This is a genomic window from Bradyrhizobium sp. CCBAU 53340, assembly GCF_015291645.1.
Lineage (GTDB): Bacteria > Pseudomonadota > Alphaproteobacteria > Rhizobiales > Xanthobacteraceae > Bradyrhizobium.
This window is the reverse complement of the sequence record NZ_CP030055.1, coordinates 7,316,031-7,332,342: the sequence shown is the minus strand read 5'-3', so window position 1 is coordinate 7,332,342 and position 16,312 is coordinate 7,316,031. Positions and strand designations below refer to the sequence as shown.

The 16,312-nt window shown below is 64.7% G+C and carries 12 protein-coding genes; 11 read left to right on the top strand and 1 reads right to left on the bottom strand.

The window, feature by feature from the left end:
• Nucleotides 1–35 precede the first annotated feature (35 nt).
• Entirely contained in the window at nt 36–2,270 is a 2,235-nt protein-coding gene (locus XH89_RS34775) for a CHASE2 domain-containing protein (RefSeq protein ID WP_194464783.1), read from the top strand.
• 328 nt (nt 2,271–2,598) lie between these two features.
• Here XH89_RS34775 and XH89_RS34770 read toward each other — a convergent pair whose 3' ends face one another.
• On the bottom strand, nt 2,599–4,194 hold the full coding sequence (locus XH89_RS34770; RefSeq protein WP_194464782.1) for an ABC transporter substrate-binding protein: 1,596 nt from the start codon (nt 4,192–4,194) through the stop codon (nt 2,599–2,601).
• A 202-nt stretch (nt 4,195–4,396) separates the two neighbouring features.
• Between XH89_RS34770 and XH89_RS34765 the strand changes: the two genes are divergently transcribed.
• The 10 genes from XH89_RS34765 (at nt 4,397) to XH89_RS34720 (ending at nt 15,919) form a co-directional block, all read left to right on the top strand.
• Entirely contained in the window at nt 4,397–6,052 is a 1,656-nt protein-coding gene (locus XH89_RS34765) for an ABC transporter substrate-binding protein (protein ID WP_194464781.1), read from the top strand.
• A 183-nt stretch (nt 6,053–6,235) separates the two neighbouring features.
• Entirely contained in the window at nt 6,236–7,189 is a 954-nt protein-coding gene (locus XH89_RS34760; RefSeq protein WP_194464780.1) for an ABC transporter permease, read from the top strand.
• Nucleotides 7,190–7,397: 208 nt separating this feature from the next.
• Entirely contained in the window at nt 7,398–8,300 is a 903-nt protein-coding gene (locus XH89_RS34755) for an ABC transporter permease (protein WP_194464779.1), read from the top strand.
• 188 nt (nt 8,301–8,488) lie between these two features.
• Nucleotides 8,489–9,550 (top strand): ABC transporter ATP-binding protein, encoded by a 1,062-nt coding sequence (locus XH89_RS34750; RefSeq protein WP_194464778.1) that lies wholly within the window; start codon nt 8,489–8,491, stop codon nt 9,548–9,550.
• Entirely contained in the window at nt 9,547–9,744 is a 198-nt protein-coding gene (locus XH89_RS34745) for a hypothetical protein (RefSeq protein WP_194464777.1), read from the top strand. Before XH89_RS34750 ends, XH89_RS34745 begins: the two co-directional genes overlap by 4 nt.
• On the top strand, nt 9,741–11,156 hold the full coding sequence (locus XH89_RS34740; RefSeq protein WP_194464776.1) for an amidase: 1,416 nt from the start codon (nt 9,741–9,743) through the stop codon (nt 11,154–11,156). The genes XH89_RS34745 and XH89_RS34740 overlap by 4 nt, the downstream gene beginning before the upstream one ends.
• Nucleotides 11,153–12,127 carry an ABC transporter ATP-binding protein gene (locus XH89_RS34735; RefSeq protein WP_194464775.1) on the top strand — a complete coding sequence of 325 codons (975 nt, stop codon included), beginning with the start codon at nt 11,153–11,155 and terminating at the stop codon, nt 12,125–12,127. Before XH89_RS34740 ends, XH89_RS34735 begins: the two co-directional genes overlap by 4 nt.
• Nucleotides 12,128–12,313: 186 nt before the next feature.
• On the top strand, nt 12,314–12,583 hold the full coding sequence (locus XH89_RS34730) for a GlsB/YeaQ/YmgE family stress response membrane protein (protein WP_194464774.1): 270 nt from the start codon (nt 12,314–12,316) through the stop codon (nt 12,581–12,583).
• Between the two features lie 256 nt (nt 12,584–12,839).
• A complete protein-coding gene (locus tag XH89_RS34725; RefSeq protein WP_194464773.1) occupies nt 12,840–14,588 on the top strand; it encodes a type I secretion system permease/ATPase in 1,749 nt (582 codons plus the stop codon).
• Nucleotides 14,585–15,919 (top strand): HlyD family type I secretion periplasmic adaptor subunit, encoded by a 1,335-nt coding sequence (locus tag XH89_RS34720; protein ID WP_194464772.1) that lies wholly within the window; start codon nt 14,585–14,587, stop codon nt 15,917–15,919. Before XH89_RS34725 ends, XH89_RS34720 begins: the two co-directional genes overlap by 4 nt.
• Nucleotides 15,920–16,312 lie beyond the last annotated feature (393 nt).

Below are 16,312 nucleotides of genomic sequence, written 5' to 3'. Positions count from 1 at the left end.
CGAGGGGGTGATGCGCGGCAGGAAGCTCGACTGACATGAAACGTCTCAAAATCTGGCGCCGGTGGTTTGCGCAAAAGTTCGGCTTGGCGCGGCTGATGTGTCTTGGGCTGCTGGTCGTCTTCGCAGCCTTGCGCGTCTGGGATCCGCCGCCGGTGCAGGAGCTGCGGCTGCGCACCTTTGACATGTTCCAGTTGCTCGACCCGCGCGACAAGAAGGGGGTGCGGCCGGTCACCATCGTCGACATCGACGACAAGAGCCTTGCCAAGTTTGGCCAATGGCCATGGTCACGGACGCGGATCGCGGACATGATCATCAACCTCACCAATAGCGGGGCGGTGGCGATCGGCTTCGACGTGGTGTTTTCGGAACCCGACCGGCTCAACCCGGATCTGGTCGCCGGCCAGATGCGTTATCTCGACGAGGCCACGCGCGTCAGGCTGCGCGAACTCCCGAGCAACGACCAGGTCCTTTCGGACGCCATCAAGCGATCGCACGTGGTGCTCGGCGAGACCGGACAGTCGGTGATCACGTCGGAGATCGACAAGACGCTTCCGTTCACCGGCGTGGCGACAGTCGGTGAAGCGGAGGCCGAGCGCTTTCTGTTCGAATTCCCGGGCCTCTTGCGCAACGTGCCCATCATCGAGCAGGCCGCGGCGGGGCGCGGCCTGTTCACGATCCGGACCGAGCGCGACGGCCTGATCCGCCGCGTGCCGATGATCATGCGCGCCCAGGACCACATCATGCCCTCGCTCAGCCTTGAGATCCTCAGGGTCATCACCGGCACGCCGACGCTGCTGGTTCGCACCAGCAAGACCGGAATTCGCGCCATTCGGCTCAAGAGCGGCGAGATCCCGACCGACAAGAACGGTCAGCTCTGGGTGCACTATGCGAGGCAAGATCCCTCGATCTACGTCTCGGCGGCCGACGTGCTCGACAACACGGTGCCGCCAAGCAAAATCGCCGGCAAGCTGGTGCTGATCGGCACCTCCGCGGTCGGGCTGAACGACATCAAGACCACACCGGTGTCCTCGACTATGCCCGGCGTCGAGATCCACGCCCAGGTGCTCGAAAGCATACTGACCGGCGCAGCCATCTCCCAGCCGGGCTACGCGCTCGGCGTCGAATTGCTCGCCGCGCTGATCATCGGCATCCTCGTCATCATCTTCACGCCGAATCTCGGTCCGGTCCGGCTGGTGCTGGCGGGCGCGCTGTTCGCCGCCATCCTGGTCGGCACCTCCTGGTTCTTTTATTGGAAGTCCCGCTACCTGATCGACTTCACCTATCCGCTGCTCTCGACCACTGCGATCTATCTGACTTTCATCTTCGCGAGCTTCGTGCGCGAGCAGCGCCAGCGCATGCAGATCCGCGGCATCTTCGCGCAGTACATGTCGCCCGTCCTGGTCGAGCAGCTGGCGCAGTCGCCGGAGAAAGTCGTGCTCGGCGGTGAGGAGCGCGAGATGACGATCATGTTCTCCGATGTGCGCGGTTTCACCACGATCTCGGAGAGCTACAAGCACGATCCGCAAGGCCTGATCACGCTGATGAACCGCTTCCTGACGCCGCTCACGGACGTGATCATCGAGCAGAAGGGTTACGTCGACAAGTATATGGGTGACGCCATCATGGCGTTCTGGAACGCGCCGATCGACGATGCCGGGCATCAGGTCCATGCCTGCGAGGCCGCAGTCCAGATGCTCGAGAAGATCGACGCCGTCAACAAGGAGCGCGAGCAGGAAGCGGCCGACGGTGGCCGCGTCTACATCCCGCTCAATGTCGGCATCGGCCTCAACACCGGCATCGGGGTGGTCGGCAACATGGGCTCCGACCTGAAGAAGAACTATTCGGTGCTCGGCGACAGCGTGAACCTGGCCTCGCGCCTGGAAGGCCAGACCAAGGAATACGGATTTCCCATCATCGTCGGCTCGCGCACGGCGCTCGCCGCCAAGGACAGGTTCGCGATCCTCGAGCTCGACTTCATCATGGTCAAGGGCAAGACCGAGCCCGAGGTGATCTACGCCATCGCCGGCCGCGAGGACGTGATGCAATCGGCCGCGTTCCAGCGTCTGCGCAACATCACCATCGAGATGCTCAGCTGCTACCGCGGCCGCGACTGGCAGGGCGCACTGGACGCGATCGAACGCGGCCGCAAGAGCGAGGATGCCGACACGCTGGAGAAGCTGTTCAAGCTGTACGAAGCGCGCATCAAGGAGTTCAAGGTCAAACCGCCGTCGGAGGACTGGACGGGGGCGTATGCGCTGCTGACGAAGTAGGGCTGATCGCCATCGTGGCCCGAATGGTGCCACATATTCGGTGTCGTCCCCGCGAATGCGGGGACCCATAACCTCAGGAAGAAGTTGCAGCCCGAGCTAGCAACTTCGAGTCTTCGCCAAGTCACTCCCTGTGGCTATGGGTCCCGGGTCTGCGCTGACGCTTGCCCGGGACGACAGCGGCATTTGACGCACCGGCGTGGCCACATCAACCGCTCTCGTAGGGTGGGCAAAGGCGCATAGCGCCGTGCCACCATCTCGCGCTGAATTGTACCGGCTGGTGGGCACGCTATCGCTTTGCCCACCCTACGGCAGCTGCGCTTGCCGGGCCTCACTCCACGCTGATCGTCGTCAGGTCCTGGAACCAGTGCTGCGCCTGCACGAACTGCTTGATCTTCGGCGACAGCGCGTGCGGGTTGGTGTCGTGGACGACCCAGACCAGCGCGGCATCGTCGACCACGAGCGCATGGGCCTGCGCGATCAGCTCGTCCTGCTTGGCGGTGTCGAAAGTTTGCTTGGCCTCGTTGATCAGCGCATCCACTTTCGGGTTCTTGTAGCCGCCCCAGTTGACGCCGACCGGCGCGATCTGGTCGGAAGCAAAGAAGCGGACGATGGCGTAGAGCGGATCTGACGTGACATAGGCGATGTTGTTGGCGGTGATGCCGGCGTTGATCTCGTCGGCCGCGCCCTTGCGCCAATGCGTGTATAGCGTCTCGAGCTCCACGACCTTGAAGTCGATGTCGATCCCGATCTCCTTGAAACTCTGCTGCAGGAATTCGTTCATCGGCAGCGACAGCATCTGCCCCGTGCCGCCTTGCGCGATGATGAAGGTGGTCTTCAGAGGCTTTTCTTTAGAATAGCCGGCTTCCTCGACCAGCTTCTTCGCGGTGGCGAGATCGTATTTCAGCTCAAAACTCGGCTTGCCGAACCACGGGCTCGACGGGTCGACCTGGCCCTTGGCAGGCTTGGCGAGGCCGTTCATCAGCCCGACGACCTCGTCGCGGTTGATGGCAAGGTTCAGCGCCTTGCGCAGGCGGATGTCGGTCCAGGGCGAGCCCGGCAGCACGCTGAGATGATAATTCCAGACATGCGGCGTGACGTTGTCGACGATCTTCATGCCCGCGGCCTTGAGCTGTGGCACGGCGTCCGGCGCCGGCGTCTCGATCAGGTCGACTTGGCCTGCGAGCAGCGCATTGGTGCGCGTCAGCGCTTCCGGCATCGGCAACAGAACCATCTTGTCGACCTTGGGAATCCGCTTCGGATTCCAGTAGTCGGGATTCTTGCTGAGCTCGGCGAGCTCGCGCGGCACCAGTTTCGTCAGCTTGAACGGGCCGGTGCCGGAGGGCTGGCTCGCGAACTTGTCCCAATCCTTGCCGAGCTTCTCATATTGCGCCGGGCTCGAGACCAGGAACCACAGCATCTGATAGGGAAAAAAGGAATCGACCGTCTTGGTGGTGATCTCCACGGTGAAGTCGTCGATCTTGGCGTAGCTGGCGACCGAGGGCAGGCGGGTCTTCACCTGCGCGCTCTGCCGCTTGTCGAATTGCGGCGCCTTGTCGTTGAGAACCTTGTCGAGGTTCCAGATCACGGCGTCGGCGTTGAACTCGCTGCCGTCGTGAAACTTCACGCCCTTGCGAAGCGTGAAGCGCCACTTGGTCTTGTCGGTGTCGTCGACCTTCCATTCGGTCGCGAGCCCCGGCACCAGCTTGCCCGGCCGATCGGCGACGTCCATCTCCCACGCCACCAGCGGATCGTAGATCGTATAGGCCGTGAACTGATAGGCGCCGGCCCCGCGATCGGGCTGGCCCGTCGTCAGCGGAATATCCGCCATCGAGATGCCGTAGCGCACCACCGTTTCGGCGCGCGCCGAAAGTGCTGATATCGCCAGCGCAAGCGCGGCGAGACAGGTCGTTAAACGAATACGCATGGCCCAAAGCTCCCAGGACGAAGTCGGGCTCAAACGCTGCAATCTTGATGCCAGAATAGGCAGCCTGGCGCCCATGCACGCGCGCGATCACAAGGACTTGTCGTCGCAGGGGCAATTTGCAGAATAAGTTTCTTCGCTGGCATAGCCATTGCATACGTTTGCATCAAAATTAATCATCGTTTCAGGGAAAAGGACGACGGCGATGCTTATCAAGACAACCGCGCGTGCAGCGCTGATCGCTGCACTTGCCGTGACGACTGCGGCCGCATGGCCGCGCGCGGCCAGCGCCGAGACAGTGCTGCGCATCGGCATGACCGCTGCCGATATTCCACGCACGCTTGGTCAGCCTGACCAGGGTTTTGAAGGCAACCGCTTCACCGGCGTCACCATGTATGACGCGCTCACCGGCTGGGACCTGTCGTCCGCCGACAAGCCCAGCGTGGTGATCCCCGGCCTTGCCACCGAGTGGAAGGTCGACGAGTCGGACAAGACCAAATGGACCTTCAAGCTGCGCCCCGGCGTCACCTTCCATGACGGCACTCCGTTCAACGCCGATGCCGTGGTGTGGAACGTCGATAAGGTCCTGAAGCAGGACGCGCCGCAGTTCGATCCGAGCCAGGTCGGCGTCACGGCCTCGCGCATGCCGACGCTGGCGTCCGCGAAGAAGATCGACGACATGACGGTCGAGCTCACCACCAAGGAGCCCGACAGCTTCCTGCCGATCAATCTCACCAATCTCTTCATGGCGAGCCCGGCGAAGTGGCAGCACTTCTATGACAAGGCGGAAGGCGCCGACGCCAAGGCCAAATCGCAGGCCGCCTGGGCCGCCTTTGCCAAGGACGCCGCGGGCACCGGCCCCTGGAAGATGGCGGGCTTCACGCCGCGCGAGCGGCTCGAGCTGGTCAAGAATGCTGACTATTGGGACAAGGCGCGCGTGCCCAAGATCGACAAGATGGTTCTGTTGCCGATGCCCGAGGCCAATGCGCGCACCGCGGCGCTGCTGTCCGGACAGGTCGATTGGGTCGAGGCGCCGGCGCCGGATGCGCTGCCCGAGCTGAAGCAGCGCGGCTTCAAGCTCTATGCCAATGAGCAGCCGCATGTCTGGCCGTGGCAGTTCTCGCGCGTCGAAGGCTCGCCCTGGAACGACATTCGCGTTCGCAAGGCCGCCAATCTCTGCGTTGACCGCGAAGGCCTCAAGGACGGCCTGCTCGCCGGCCTGATGGTGCCCGCGACCGGCACGTTCGAGCCCGGCCATCCCTGGCGCGGCAAGCCGACCTTCGAGATCAAATACGACAAGCCGGCCGCGCAGAAACTGATGCAGGAGGCCGGCTTCGGTCCGAACAAGAAGCTGACGGTGAAGATCCAGACCTCGGCGTCGGGCTCGGGCCAGATGCAGCCGCTGCCGATGAACGAATATCTCCAGCAGGCCCTCGCCGAATGTTATTTCGACGTGCAGCTTGACGTCATCGAGTGGAACACGCTGTTCACCAACTGGCGTCGCGGCGCCAAGGATCCCAGCGCCAACGGCTCGAATGCGACCAACGTCACCTACGCGGCGATGGACCCGTTCTTCGCGCTGGTGCGCTTCCTGCAATCGGGCATGGCCCCGCCGGTCTCGAACAATTGGGGTTTCATCAACAATCCCAAGTTCGACGAGCTGGTGAAGAAGGCGCGGCAGACCTTCGATCCCGTCGCGCGCGATGCCGCGCTCGCCGAGCTGCACGCAGCCTCCGTCGACGACGCAGCCTTCCTCTACGTCGCCCACGACGTCGGCCCGCGCGCCATGAGCCCGAAGGTGACCGGCGTGATCCAGCCGAAGAGCTGGTTCATCGACTTCTCGCCGATCTCGATTCAGTAGTGAGGCGAGCACGCTCTATCAACACGTCATGCCCGGGCTTGACCCGGGCATCCACGTCTTTCCAATTGCTCGGTCATTCCGGGTTCGATGCTGCGCATCGCCCCGGAATGACGGAACAAGTACGTGGATGGCCGGGACAAGCCCGGCCATGACGGCATCTACGCGCTAACCTGAGTATCAAACGTGCTCGCCTATATCGCCAGACGCATCGTCTATGTGATCCCGATCGTCATCAGCGTGGCGCTGGTGTGCTTTCTGCTCGTGCACATCACGCCGGGCGATCCGCTGGTCGCGGTGCTGCCGGCCGATGCCTCGCAAGAGCTCGCGGCACAGCTTCGCGCCGCCTATGGGTTCGACCGGCCGCTGCCGGTGCAATTCGGGCTCTGGCTGCTGCGTGCGCTACACGGCGATCTCGGCAATTCCATCGCGACGGGACGCCCGGTGCTCGCCGAGGTCATGCGCGCGGTCGGCAACACCGTGACGCTGGCGATTGCCGCCGCTTTTATCGGCTTCACCATGGGCATCCTGCTCGGCCTGATCGCAGGCTACTTTCGCGAGACCTGGATCGACAAGCTCGCGACGTCGTTCGCCATCGCCGGCGTCTCGGTGCCGCATTACTGGCTTGGCATGGTGCTCGTGATCATTTTCTCGGTCGAGCTGAACTGGCTGCCCGCGGTCGGCGCCGGTCCCAACGGCTCCAACTCCTGGGCCTGGGACTGGGCGCATCTGAAATATCTGGTGCTGCCGGCGATCACGACCTCGGTGATCCCGATGGGCATCGTCACCCGCACGGTGCGCGCGCTCACCGGCGACATTCTCTCGCAGGATTTCGTCGAGGCGCTGCGCGCCAAGGGCCTGCATGAGCGCGGGGTGTTCCGCCACGTCATCAAGAACGCCGCGCCGACCGCGCTCGCGGTGATGGGACTCCAGCTCGGCTACATGCTCGGCGGCTCGATCCTGATCGAGACCGTGTTCTCCTGGCCGGGCTCGGGCTTCCTGCTCAACTCGGCGATCTTCCAGCGCGACCTGCCGCTGCTGCAGGGCACGATCCTGGTGCTGGCGCTGTTCTTCGTCTTTCTCAACCTGCTGGTCGACATCGCGCAAGCCGCGATCGATCCGCGCATCAAGCGGGGCTAGCGGTGAGCCCAGCTGTTGCCAAGCAAACGGTGCGCTCCCTCCCCCGCCTGCGGGGGAGGGTTGGGGAGAGGGTGTCTCCTCTCGCGAGAACCCCCCAGAGGAGAAAACCCTCACCCGCGCCTTTGGCGCGACCTCTCCCGCAAGCGGGAGAGGTGCACCGTCTCCTCGGCTTGCATCGTTCAGCCTCATCTCCAAGCGGAGCCCGGCCATGAGCGAGCTCCCCTTGTCCGCCACCACCGACGCCGCGCTGCAGGCCGCGCCCGCGACCAAGGCGCGCGGTTATTGGGCGACGGTCGGCCGTCGCATCCTGCGCGACAAGGTCAGCATGGCCTGCGCCATCGTGCTGCTGCTGATCTTCGTCTCCGCCATCCTTGCGCCGTTGCTGGGTCTGGAAGATCCCTACAAGGGCTCGATGATCCGCCGCCTCCGCCACATCGGCACTTCAGGCTATCCGCTCGGCACCGACGAGCTCGGCCGCGACATGCTGGCGCGGCTGATTTACGGCGGACGGCTGTCATTGGTGATCGGCATTTTGCCCGTGATCCTCGCCTTCGGCATCGGCACCTCGCTCGGCATCATCGCCGGTTATGTCGGCGGCAAGCTCAACACCGCGATCATGCGCACGGTGGACGTGTTCTACGCCTTTCCCTCCGTGCTGCTGGCGATCGCGATCTCCGGCGCGCTCGGCGCCGGCATCCTCAACTCCATCGTGGCGCTCACCATCGTGTTCGTGCCGCAGATCACCCGTGTCGCCGAGAGCGTCACGACCGGCGTGCGCAACATGGATTTCGTCGAAGCCGCGCGCGCCTCCGGTGCCGGGCCCTTCACCATCATGCGCGTGCACATCCTCGGCAACGTGCTGGGGGCGATCTTCGTCTATGCCACCAGCCTGATCTCGGTCTCGATGATCCTGGCCGCGGGCCTCTCCTTCCTCGGCCTCGGCACAAAACCGCCGGAGCCGGAATGGGGCCTGATGCTCAACACCTTGCGCACCGCGATCTACGTCAATCCCTGGGTGGCAGCTTTGCCGGGCGCGATGATCTTCGCGGTGTCGATCTGCTTCAACCTGCTCTCGGACGGCCTGCGCAGCGCCATGGACATCAGGAACTAGCCCATGATGAGAGAAACGCAGATTGTCGCGGCGTCGGCGGTGCCACACCTCTCCCATAGGGAGAGGTCGGATCGCGTCGTCAGATGCGATCCGGGTGAGGGGTTCCGCTGCACCGAGTTTGCCGCGCCCCCTCACCCGGCGCTGCGCGCCGACCTCTCCCCGTCGGGGAGAGGTGGGAGATCGCGGGCATGAGCGAGACCGCCACTTCCATCGCCATGCTGGAGCCGGTTGAAGACCGCGGCGGCGTCGCGCAGCCGCTGCTTCAGGTCAACGGCCTGACAAAACACTTCCCCGTCCGCGGCGGGCTGTTTGCCGCCAAGCGCACCGTGCGCGCGGTGGACAATGTCTCCTTCTCCGTCGCCAAGGGCGAGACAGTCGGTATCGTCGGCGAGTCCGGCTGCGGCAAATCGACCACCGCGCGCCTCTTGATGCACCTGATGCCGCGCGATGACGGCGACATCATCTATGACGGCATGACCGTCGGGCAGGCTCTGTCGTTGCGCGAGCTGCGCCGCGGCATGCAGATGGTGTTCCAGGATTCCTATGCCTCGCTCAATCCACGCCTGACGATCGAGGAGTCGATCGCCTTCGGCCCGAAGGTCCATGGCATGGCTGATAGCGCAGCACGCGCGCTGGCCCGTGAACTGCTCGGCAAGGTCGGCTTGGTCCCTGCAAATTTCGCCAACCGCTATCCGCACGAAATCTCCGGCGGCCAGCGCCAGCGCGTCAACATCGCCCGCGCGCTCGCGCTGTCGCCGCGGCTAGTGATCCTCGATGAGGCCGTCTCGGCGCTCGACAAATCCGTCGAGGCGCAGGTGCTCAACCTGCTCGCCGACCTCAAGCGCGAGTTCGGCCTGACCTATCTCTTCATCAGTCATGACCTCAACGTCGTGCGCTACATCAGCGACCGCGTGCTGGTGATGTATCTCGGCGAGGTCGTCGAGCTCGGCCCGGTCGACCAGGTCTGGGACCAGCCCGCACATCCCTACACGCGTGCATTGTTGGCCGCGATGCCGTCCTCCGATCCTGATAGCCGCACGGAGAAGCCGCCGATCTCGGGCGATCCGCCCAATCCGATCGACCCGCCGGCGGGCTGCCGCTTCCACACCCGTTGTCCGTTTGCGGAGCCGCTCTGCGCAAATGCGACACCAAAGCTCACAGCGCTCGATACAATGGGCCACGAGGCCGCGTGCTATATGGCCATTCCGGGATCTGGCCATAGCCGCGCGCCGGGAGAGGAAACCGCATGACGAGACCGACGACAAAAGAAATCCAGGCGACGGCGCAGGTCGCCGGTGTTCCTGTCGACGAGGAGATCGCGACACGCATCTCCAATTCCATCGGGCCGGCCTTCGAGGGTTTTGCCGCCATCGCCGGCACGCTGCCGTTCGACCTCGAGCCCGCGCTCTATCCGCTCGCGCAAGCCGCGAAGGTGTCGAAATGAGCACTGAACCTGCCCTGATGACGCTTACCGAGGTCGCGCGTGCGATCGCGATGAAGCAGATCTCCTCGCATGAGGTGACGCGCGCGCTGTTGCACCGCATCGCGCAATGGCAGCCGCATCTCAACGCCTTCATGTCGATCGAGTCGGAGGCCGCGCTGAAGGCAGCCGATACCGCCGATGCCGAGCTTGCCAAGGGCGAGGTGCGAGGCCCGCTGCATGGTGTCCCGCTGGCTCACAAGGACATGTATTACGACGCCGGCAAGGTTGCGACCTGCGGCTCGCTGATCCGCCACGATTTCGTGCCGACCGTCACCTCGACCGCGTTGCAGCGCTTGAAGGACGCCGGACAGGTTCGCCTTGGTACGCTGCACCTTGCAGAGTTCGCCTACGGCCCGACTGGCCACAACGCCCATTACGGCCCGGTGCGCAATCCCTGGAACGTCGCGCATATCACCGGCGGGTCCTCCTCGGGCTCGGGCTCGGCGGTCGCCGCGCGGCTGACCTATGCGGCGCTCGGCTCGGATACCGGCGGCTCGATCCGCATGCCCGCGCATTTCTGCGGCGTCACGGGGCTGAAGACCACGGTCGGCCGCGTCAGCCGCGCCGGCGCGATGCCGCTGTCGCAATCGCTCGACACGGTCGGCCCGCTTGCGCGCACCGCGGAAGATTGCGCGCTGCTGCTGGCGCTGATGGCTGGCCCCGACCCCGAGGATTCGACCGCGAGCCACGAGCCACTGTCGGACTATGTCGCGGCGACCAGGGGCTCGCTGAAGGGCCTCAAGATCGGCGTCCCCGCGTCCTTCTATGTCGATGATCTCGACAGCGAGGTCGCGCGGGTGCTGGACGAGACGATCGCGGTGCTCAAGCGCGAGGGTGCCGACATCGTCAAGGTGGAGCTGCCGGACCAGCGGCAATTGTCCGCGGCAAGCCAGCTCGTGCTCGCGGCGGAAGCCGCCGCTTTCCACAAGCGCTGGATGATCGAGCGGCCGCAGGATTATGGCGCGCAGGTACTGATGCGGCTGCAGAACGGCCTCGCCGTTCCCGCCATCACCTACCTCGAGGCGATGCGCTGGCGTGGCCCGGCACTCGCCGCGCACAATGCGGCGGCCGCTGGCGTCGACGCGATCATCGCGCCGGCCTCGCCTGTCCCGGCGCCGACGATCGAGGAGAGCGATGTCGGCGGCGGACCGAATGCGCCGGCGTTGCTGCAGCGGCTGACGTTGTTCACCCGTCCGGTGAATTTCCTCGGCCTGCCCTCGCTCACCGTGCCCTCGGGCTTCACCAAAGCTGGCCTGCCAATCGGCATGCAGCTGATCGGCCGCTCCTTTGATGAAGCGACCTTGCTCACCATCGGTGCGGCGTTCCAGCGCGTCACGGATTATCACGACCGATTGCCAAAACTGCCGTCATGACAGAGCTCGTCGAGATCTCAGGCCTCAACATTCGCTTCACCGGCGAGCGCACGGTCTATGCCGTGAACGATCTCAATCTCTCGCTTGGTGATGGCGAGGTGTTGGGCCTGCTCGGCGAGTCCGGTTCGGGCAAGAGCGTGACCCTGCGTGCGCTGATGCGGCTGTTGCCGAAGAAGCGCACGCAGATTTCCGGCAAGGTCAGCGTGATGGGGCGTGACGTGCTCGCCATGAACGACGAGGAGTTGTCGTCGTTCCGCGGCCAGACCGTGTCGATGATCTTTCAGGAGCCGGCGCTGGCGCTCGACCCGGTCTACACCATCGGTGCGCAGATCGCCGAGAGCGTGGTGCGCCACGAAGGCAAAAGCGACGCGGAGGGTAGGGCCCGCGCGCTCGAGATGCTGGAGGTGGTGCGCATCCCCTCGGCAAAACGGCGGCTCGATGCCTATCCGCACGAAATGTCCGGCGGCATGCGCCAGCGTGCGATGATCGCGCTCGCGCTGGCCTGCCGTCCGAAGATTCTGCTGGCGGACGAGCCGACCACGGCGCTCGACGCCACGGTGCAGATCCAGATCCTGCTGCTGCTGCGCGAATTGCAGCGCGAGTTCGGGATGTCCGTCATCTTCGTCACCCACGATATCGGCGTTGCGATCGAGATCTGCGACCGCGTCGCGGTGATGTATGCCGGCCAGATCGTGGAGCAGGGGACGCTTCGCGATATCGTCCGCTCGCCGGTCCATCCCTACGCCAAGGGTCTGCTGGCCTCGACCATCCATGGCGCCAGGCGGGGGCAGCGGCTCGAGACCATCCCCGGCACCCCGCCGTCGCTCGCCGAAAAGCCGAACTGCTGCTCCTTCGCCCCCCGCTGCAAGCTCGCCGAGCCGCGCTGCCTGGAGCAGCTGCCGCCGAACGTGGAGGTCGGCCCGGGCCGTGCCGCGAGATGCGTGCTGGCGGAGGCTGCGACGGCGACGTAGCCGAAAATCCTCCACTCACACATGAGGTTGTCACAACCCACCGCGCATCGCGGCGGGGAGCCGTTGCTACTGTGCATGGGGTTGTTTTGCGATTCTCGCTTGAGGGGCCGTCCCGCGACACCATTCAGACCCCATTCATCCCGGTTCCGGTTCCATGGCCGCGTTCACGGAGAGGGACTTCCACTTATGTACATTTCTGGTCAAAGCCTCATCATCATCCTGTTCGTCGGCCTGGTCGCCGGCTGGCTCGCCGGCAAGGTCGTGCGGGGGAGTGGGTTCGGCATCATCGGTGACATCGTGATCGGCATCGCCGGCGCGTTTGTCGCGAGTTTCCTGTTCCCGAAGCTCGGCATCCATCTCGGCCTCGGGCTGGTCTCGGAAATCATCTATTCCGCGATCGGCGCCGTCATCCTGCTGCTGGTGGTGCGGCTGGTGCGCGGCGGTGGCCGGCTCTAGCGGGCTTGTTTCCGTCGATCGGAACCCTGCGCCTCTCCCCACAACCTGGGGAGAGGTGGTCGTCTTTGCCAGAAAAAGCCGCAAAGACTGTGAAATACCGGACTTGCAGATCGGGCCGTTAGAGGTAGATGTGACGGGCCCGGATTAATTCGATTGCGTTGCACGCGGGAAATACCCGATATTAATCCGAGGCGAGTAGCTTCAATTTACCTTTGAAATCAGGGGTTTTGCCCCTTACCCGAAAGAGATCAGACTGATGGCAGCCGTTCCGGGCTTACGCCGTTCAGAGCTCGGTGACGCGCTGCGTGCCTGCCGCACGGCGTTCGTCGGCGTGGGCTTCATGAGCTGCATGATCAACCTGCTCTACCTGACCGGCTCGATCTTCATGCTGGAGGTCTATGACCGGGTGCTGCCGAGCCGCAGCATCCCGACCCTGGTTGGTCTGATCATCCTCGCCAGCGGCCTCTATATGGGCCAGGGCGTGCTCGACATGATCCGCGGCCGCATCCTCGGACGGGTCGGCACCGCGCTCGACGAGGCCCTCAACAAGCGCGTGTTCGACACCATCGTGCGCCTGCCGCTGCTGGTCGGCAACCGCAACGAGGGGCTGCAACCGCTGCGCGATCTCGACAATGTCCGTTCCTTCCTGAGCGGCATGGGCCCGAGTGCCTTCTTCGACCTGCCCTGGCTGCCGCTCTATCTCGCCATCTGCTTCGCCTTCCATGTCATGATCGGCGTGACCGCGCTGGTCGGCGCTATCATCCTGGTCGGGCTGACCCTGGTCACCGAATTCCTGTCCCGCCAGCCGGCGAAGGAGGCGATGGGCCTTGCCGCCCAGCGCAACGACCTCGCCCAGTCCAGCCGCCGCAACGCCGAAGTGCTGGTGTCGATGGGCATGGCCGGCCGGCTGAACCAGCGCTGGAGCGCGGCCAACGAAAAATACCTCGCCGGCAATCAGCGCGCGAGCGATGTCGCCGGCGGCCTCGGCGCAATCGCAAAAGTGCTGCGCATGATGCTGCAATCGGCGGTGCTCGCGGTCGGTGCCTATCTCGTCATCCACCAGGAGGCGACCGCCGGCATCATCATCGCCGGCTCGATCCTCTCGGCCCGCGCGTTGGCGCCGGTCGATCTTGCGATCGCGCACTGGAAATCCTTCGTGGCGGCCCGCCAGAGCTGGCATCGCCTCAGCCGCCTCTTGGAGCAGATGCCGGCGCAGGCAACGCCGACCCAGTTGCAGGCGCCCACCAGCCGGCTCTCGGTCGAAGGCGTCGCCATGGTGGCGCCGGGCGACCAGCGCATCATCGTGCAGGACGTCACCTTTGCGCTGGAAGCCGGCAACGGCCTCGGCGTGATCGGGCCGAGCGGCTCCGGCAAGTCCTCGCTGATCCGCGCGCTGGTCGGTGTCTGGCAGCCGGTTCGCGGCAAGGTCCGGCTCGACGGCGCGGCGCTCGACCAATGGTCGAGTGACGTGCTCGGCCGCCACATCGGCTATCTGCCTCAGGACGTCGAGCTGTTCGGCGGCACCATCGCGCAGAACATCAGCCGCTTCGATCCCGAGGCGACGTCCGACGGCATCATCTCCGCGGCCAAGGAGGCCGGCGTGCACGAGATGATCATCAAGATGCGCGAGGGCTACAACACGCAGGTCGGCGAGCAGGGCGCCTCGCTCTCCGCAGGCCAGGCCCAGCGCGTGGCGCTGGCGCGCGCGCTCTACGGCAATCCGTTCCTGATCGTGCTTGACGAGCCCAATTCCAATCTCGACACCGAAGGTGACGAGGCGCTGACCCGCGCCATCCGCACATCGCGTGAACGCGGCGCCATTGTCATTGTGGTGGCGCATCGCCCGATCGGCGTCGAGGCGGTCGACCAGATCCTGGTGCTGCGCGACGGCCGCATGCAGGCCTTCGGCCCGAAGGAGCAGGTGCTCGCCCAGGTGCTGCAGCCCCGCGTCGCGCCGCCGGCGCCGATCAAGGTCGTCAGCGAAGGCGGAGTGGCCAAAGCATGAGCACGATGACGGTTGGCGGGACCAAGCCCGCTGCGCCCAAGACGGTGCGGGAATCGATCCGGTTTCATCTGTTCCTTGGTCTCGGCATCGTGGCGTTCCTCGCCGTCGGTCTCGGCGGCTGGGCCTCGACCGTGCTGATCTCAGGCGCGCTGATCGCGCCGGGCCAGATCGTGGTCGAATCCAACGTCAAGAAGGTGCAACACCCGACCGGCGGCGTGGTCGGCGAGGTGCGCGCGCGTGACGGCGACGTGGTCAAGGCCGGCGACATCGTGGTGCGGCTCGACGACACCGTCACCAGGGCCAATCTCGCCATCGTCACCAAGAATCTCGACGCCGCGCAGGCGCGTGCGGCACGGCTTCAGGCCGAACAGCGCGGTCTCGACAAGATCGAATTCCCGCAAGCGCTGCTTGACCGCCGTGACGATCCCGACGTCAAGGCCCTGCTGTCAGCCGAAAGCAAGCTGTTCGAGGTCCGCGTCAACGGCCGCGCCGGCCAGAAGGCGCAGCTGCGTGAACGCATCCAGCAGCTCAATGAGGAGATCGATGGTCTCCAGGCGCAGGAGAAAGCCAAGGACAAGGAGATCGCGCTGGTGCAGCAGGAGCTCACCGGCGTGCGCGATCTCTATGACAAGCACCTGGTCCAGATCTCGCGCCTGACCACGCTCGAGCGCGACTCGGCCCGTCTCAACGGCGAGCGCGCGCAATACATCGCCTCGCGGGCGCAGGCGAAGGGCAAGATCACCGAGACCGAGCTGCAGATCATCCAGGTCGACAAGGACATGGTGAGCGAGGTCTCCAAGGATCTGCGCGAGACCAACGACAAGAGCGGCGAGCTGATCGAGCGCAAGGTCGCGGCCGAAGACCAGCTCCGCCGCGTCGACATCCGCGCGCCGCAGGACGGCATGGTGCTGCAATCGACGGTGCACACCGTCGGCGGCGTCGTCACCGCCGGCGACACCCTGATGCTGATCGTGCCGCAGACCGACGATCTCCAGGTCGAGGCCAAGGTCAATCCGGTCGATATCGACAAGCTGCAGATCGGCCAGAAGACGTTGCTGCGTCTGTCCGCCTTCAACCAGCGCACCACGCCCGAGCTCAACGGCGTGGTCAGCCGCGTCTCGCCTGACGTCACGACCGACCAGCGCACGGGCCAGAGCTACTACACGATCCGCGTCTCGATGTCGGCCGAGGAGGTCGCCCGGCTCGGCGATTCCAAGCTGATCCCCGGCATGCCGGTCGAAGCCTTCGTCCAGACCGGCGACCGCACCATGCTGTCCTACCTGTTGAAGCCGCTGCACGACCAGTTCATGCGGGCCTTCCGGGAGAAGTGACGCGAAGCGTCATCCGGCGCGGTGCCAAATCCGGGATACCTGCTAGACTCGCGGTGTAGCAGCGGTGTTTTGGAGGCTGTCGATAATGCTAGAGACGATTGTGTCGGCTCTGACGCACGTCCTTTTCTTCGCTGCAATCCCAGCCTTCGTTGTTGGAGCCTATCAGCAACACAAGTTTCTCGAAGAATGGTCTGAGGACCACGCCCAATCGCTGGATTGGTTCACCAGGGGGCAACGCTCCGTTGTGGCCGTCCTCTCGAACAAGCTTTCGGACCGATGTCGTGACCGTCGTCGTAAGCTGTTTACGGCAGTGGTAACATTTCTCGGACTTATTTTGGTCGTAGCTCTCCTGAGTACTTTTCAGCGATCGCAATGACGGTGCGGCCCTGTTCT

What these genes read in the sequence shown, in the direction of transcription:
- XH89_RS34775 (WP_194464783.1), top strand. Translation starts at nt 36, where the DNA reads ATGAAACGTCTCAAAATCTGGCGCCGGTGGTTTGCGCAAAAGTTCGGC.
- XH89_RS34770 (WP_194464782.1), bottom strand. Translation starts at nt 4,194, where the DNA reads ATGCGTATTCGTTTAACGACCTGTCTCGCCGCGCTTGCGCTGGCGATA.
- XH89_RS34765 (WP_194464781.1), top strand. Translation starts at nt 4,397, where the DNA reads ATGCTTATCAAGACAACCGCGCGTGCAGCGCTGATCGCTGCACTTGCC.
- XH89_RS34755 (WP_194464779.1), top strand. Translation starts at nt 7,398, where the DNA reads ATGAGCGAGCTCCCCTTGTCCGCCACCACCGACGCCGCGCTGCAGGCC.
- XH89_RS34750 (WP_194464778.1), top strand. Translation starts at nt 8,489, where the DNA reads ATGAGCGAGACCGCCACTTCCATCGCCATGCTGGAGCCGGTTGAAGAC.
- XH89_RS34745 (WP_194464777.1), top strand. Translation starts at nt 9,547, where the DNA reads ATGACGAGACCGACGACAAAAGAAATCCAGGCGACGGCGCAGGTCGCC.
- XH89_RS34740 (WP_194464776.1), top strand. Translation starts at nt 9,741, where the DNA reads ATGAGCACTGAACCTGCCCTGATGACGCTTACCGAGGTCGCGCGTGCG.
- XH89_RS34735 (WP_194464775.1), top strand. Translation starts at nt 11,153, where the DNA reads ATGACAGAGCTCGTCGAGATCTCAGGCCTCAACATTCGCTTCACCGGC.
- XH89_RS34730 (WP_194464774.1), top strand. Translation starts at nt 12,314, where the DNA reads ATGTACATTTCTGGTCAAAGCCTCATCATCATCCTGTTCGTCGGCCTG.
- XH89_RS34725 (WP_194464773.1), top strand. Translation starts at nt 12,840, where the DNA reads ATGGCAGCCGTTCCGGGCTTACGCCGTTCAGAGCTCGGTGACGCGCTG.
- XH89_RS34720 (WP_194464772.1), top strand. Translation starts at nt 14,585, where the DNA reads ATGAGCACGATGACGGTTGGCGGGACCAAGCCCGCTGCGCCCAAGACG.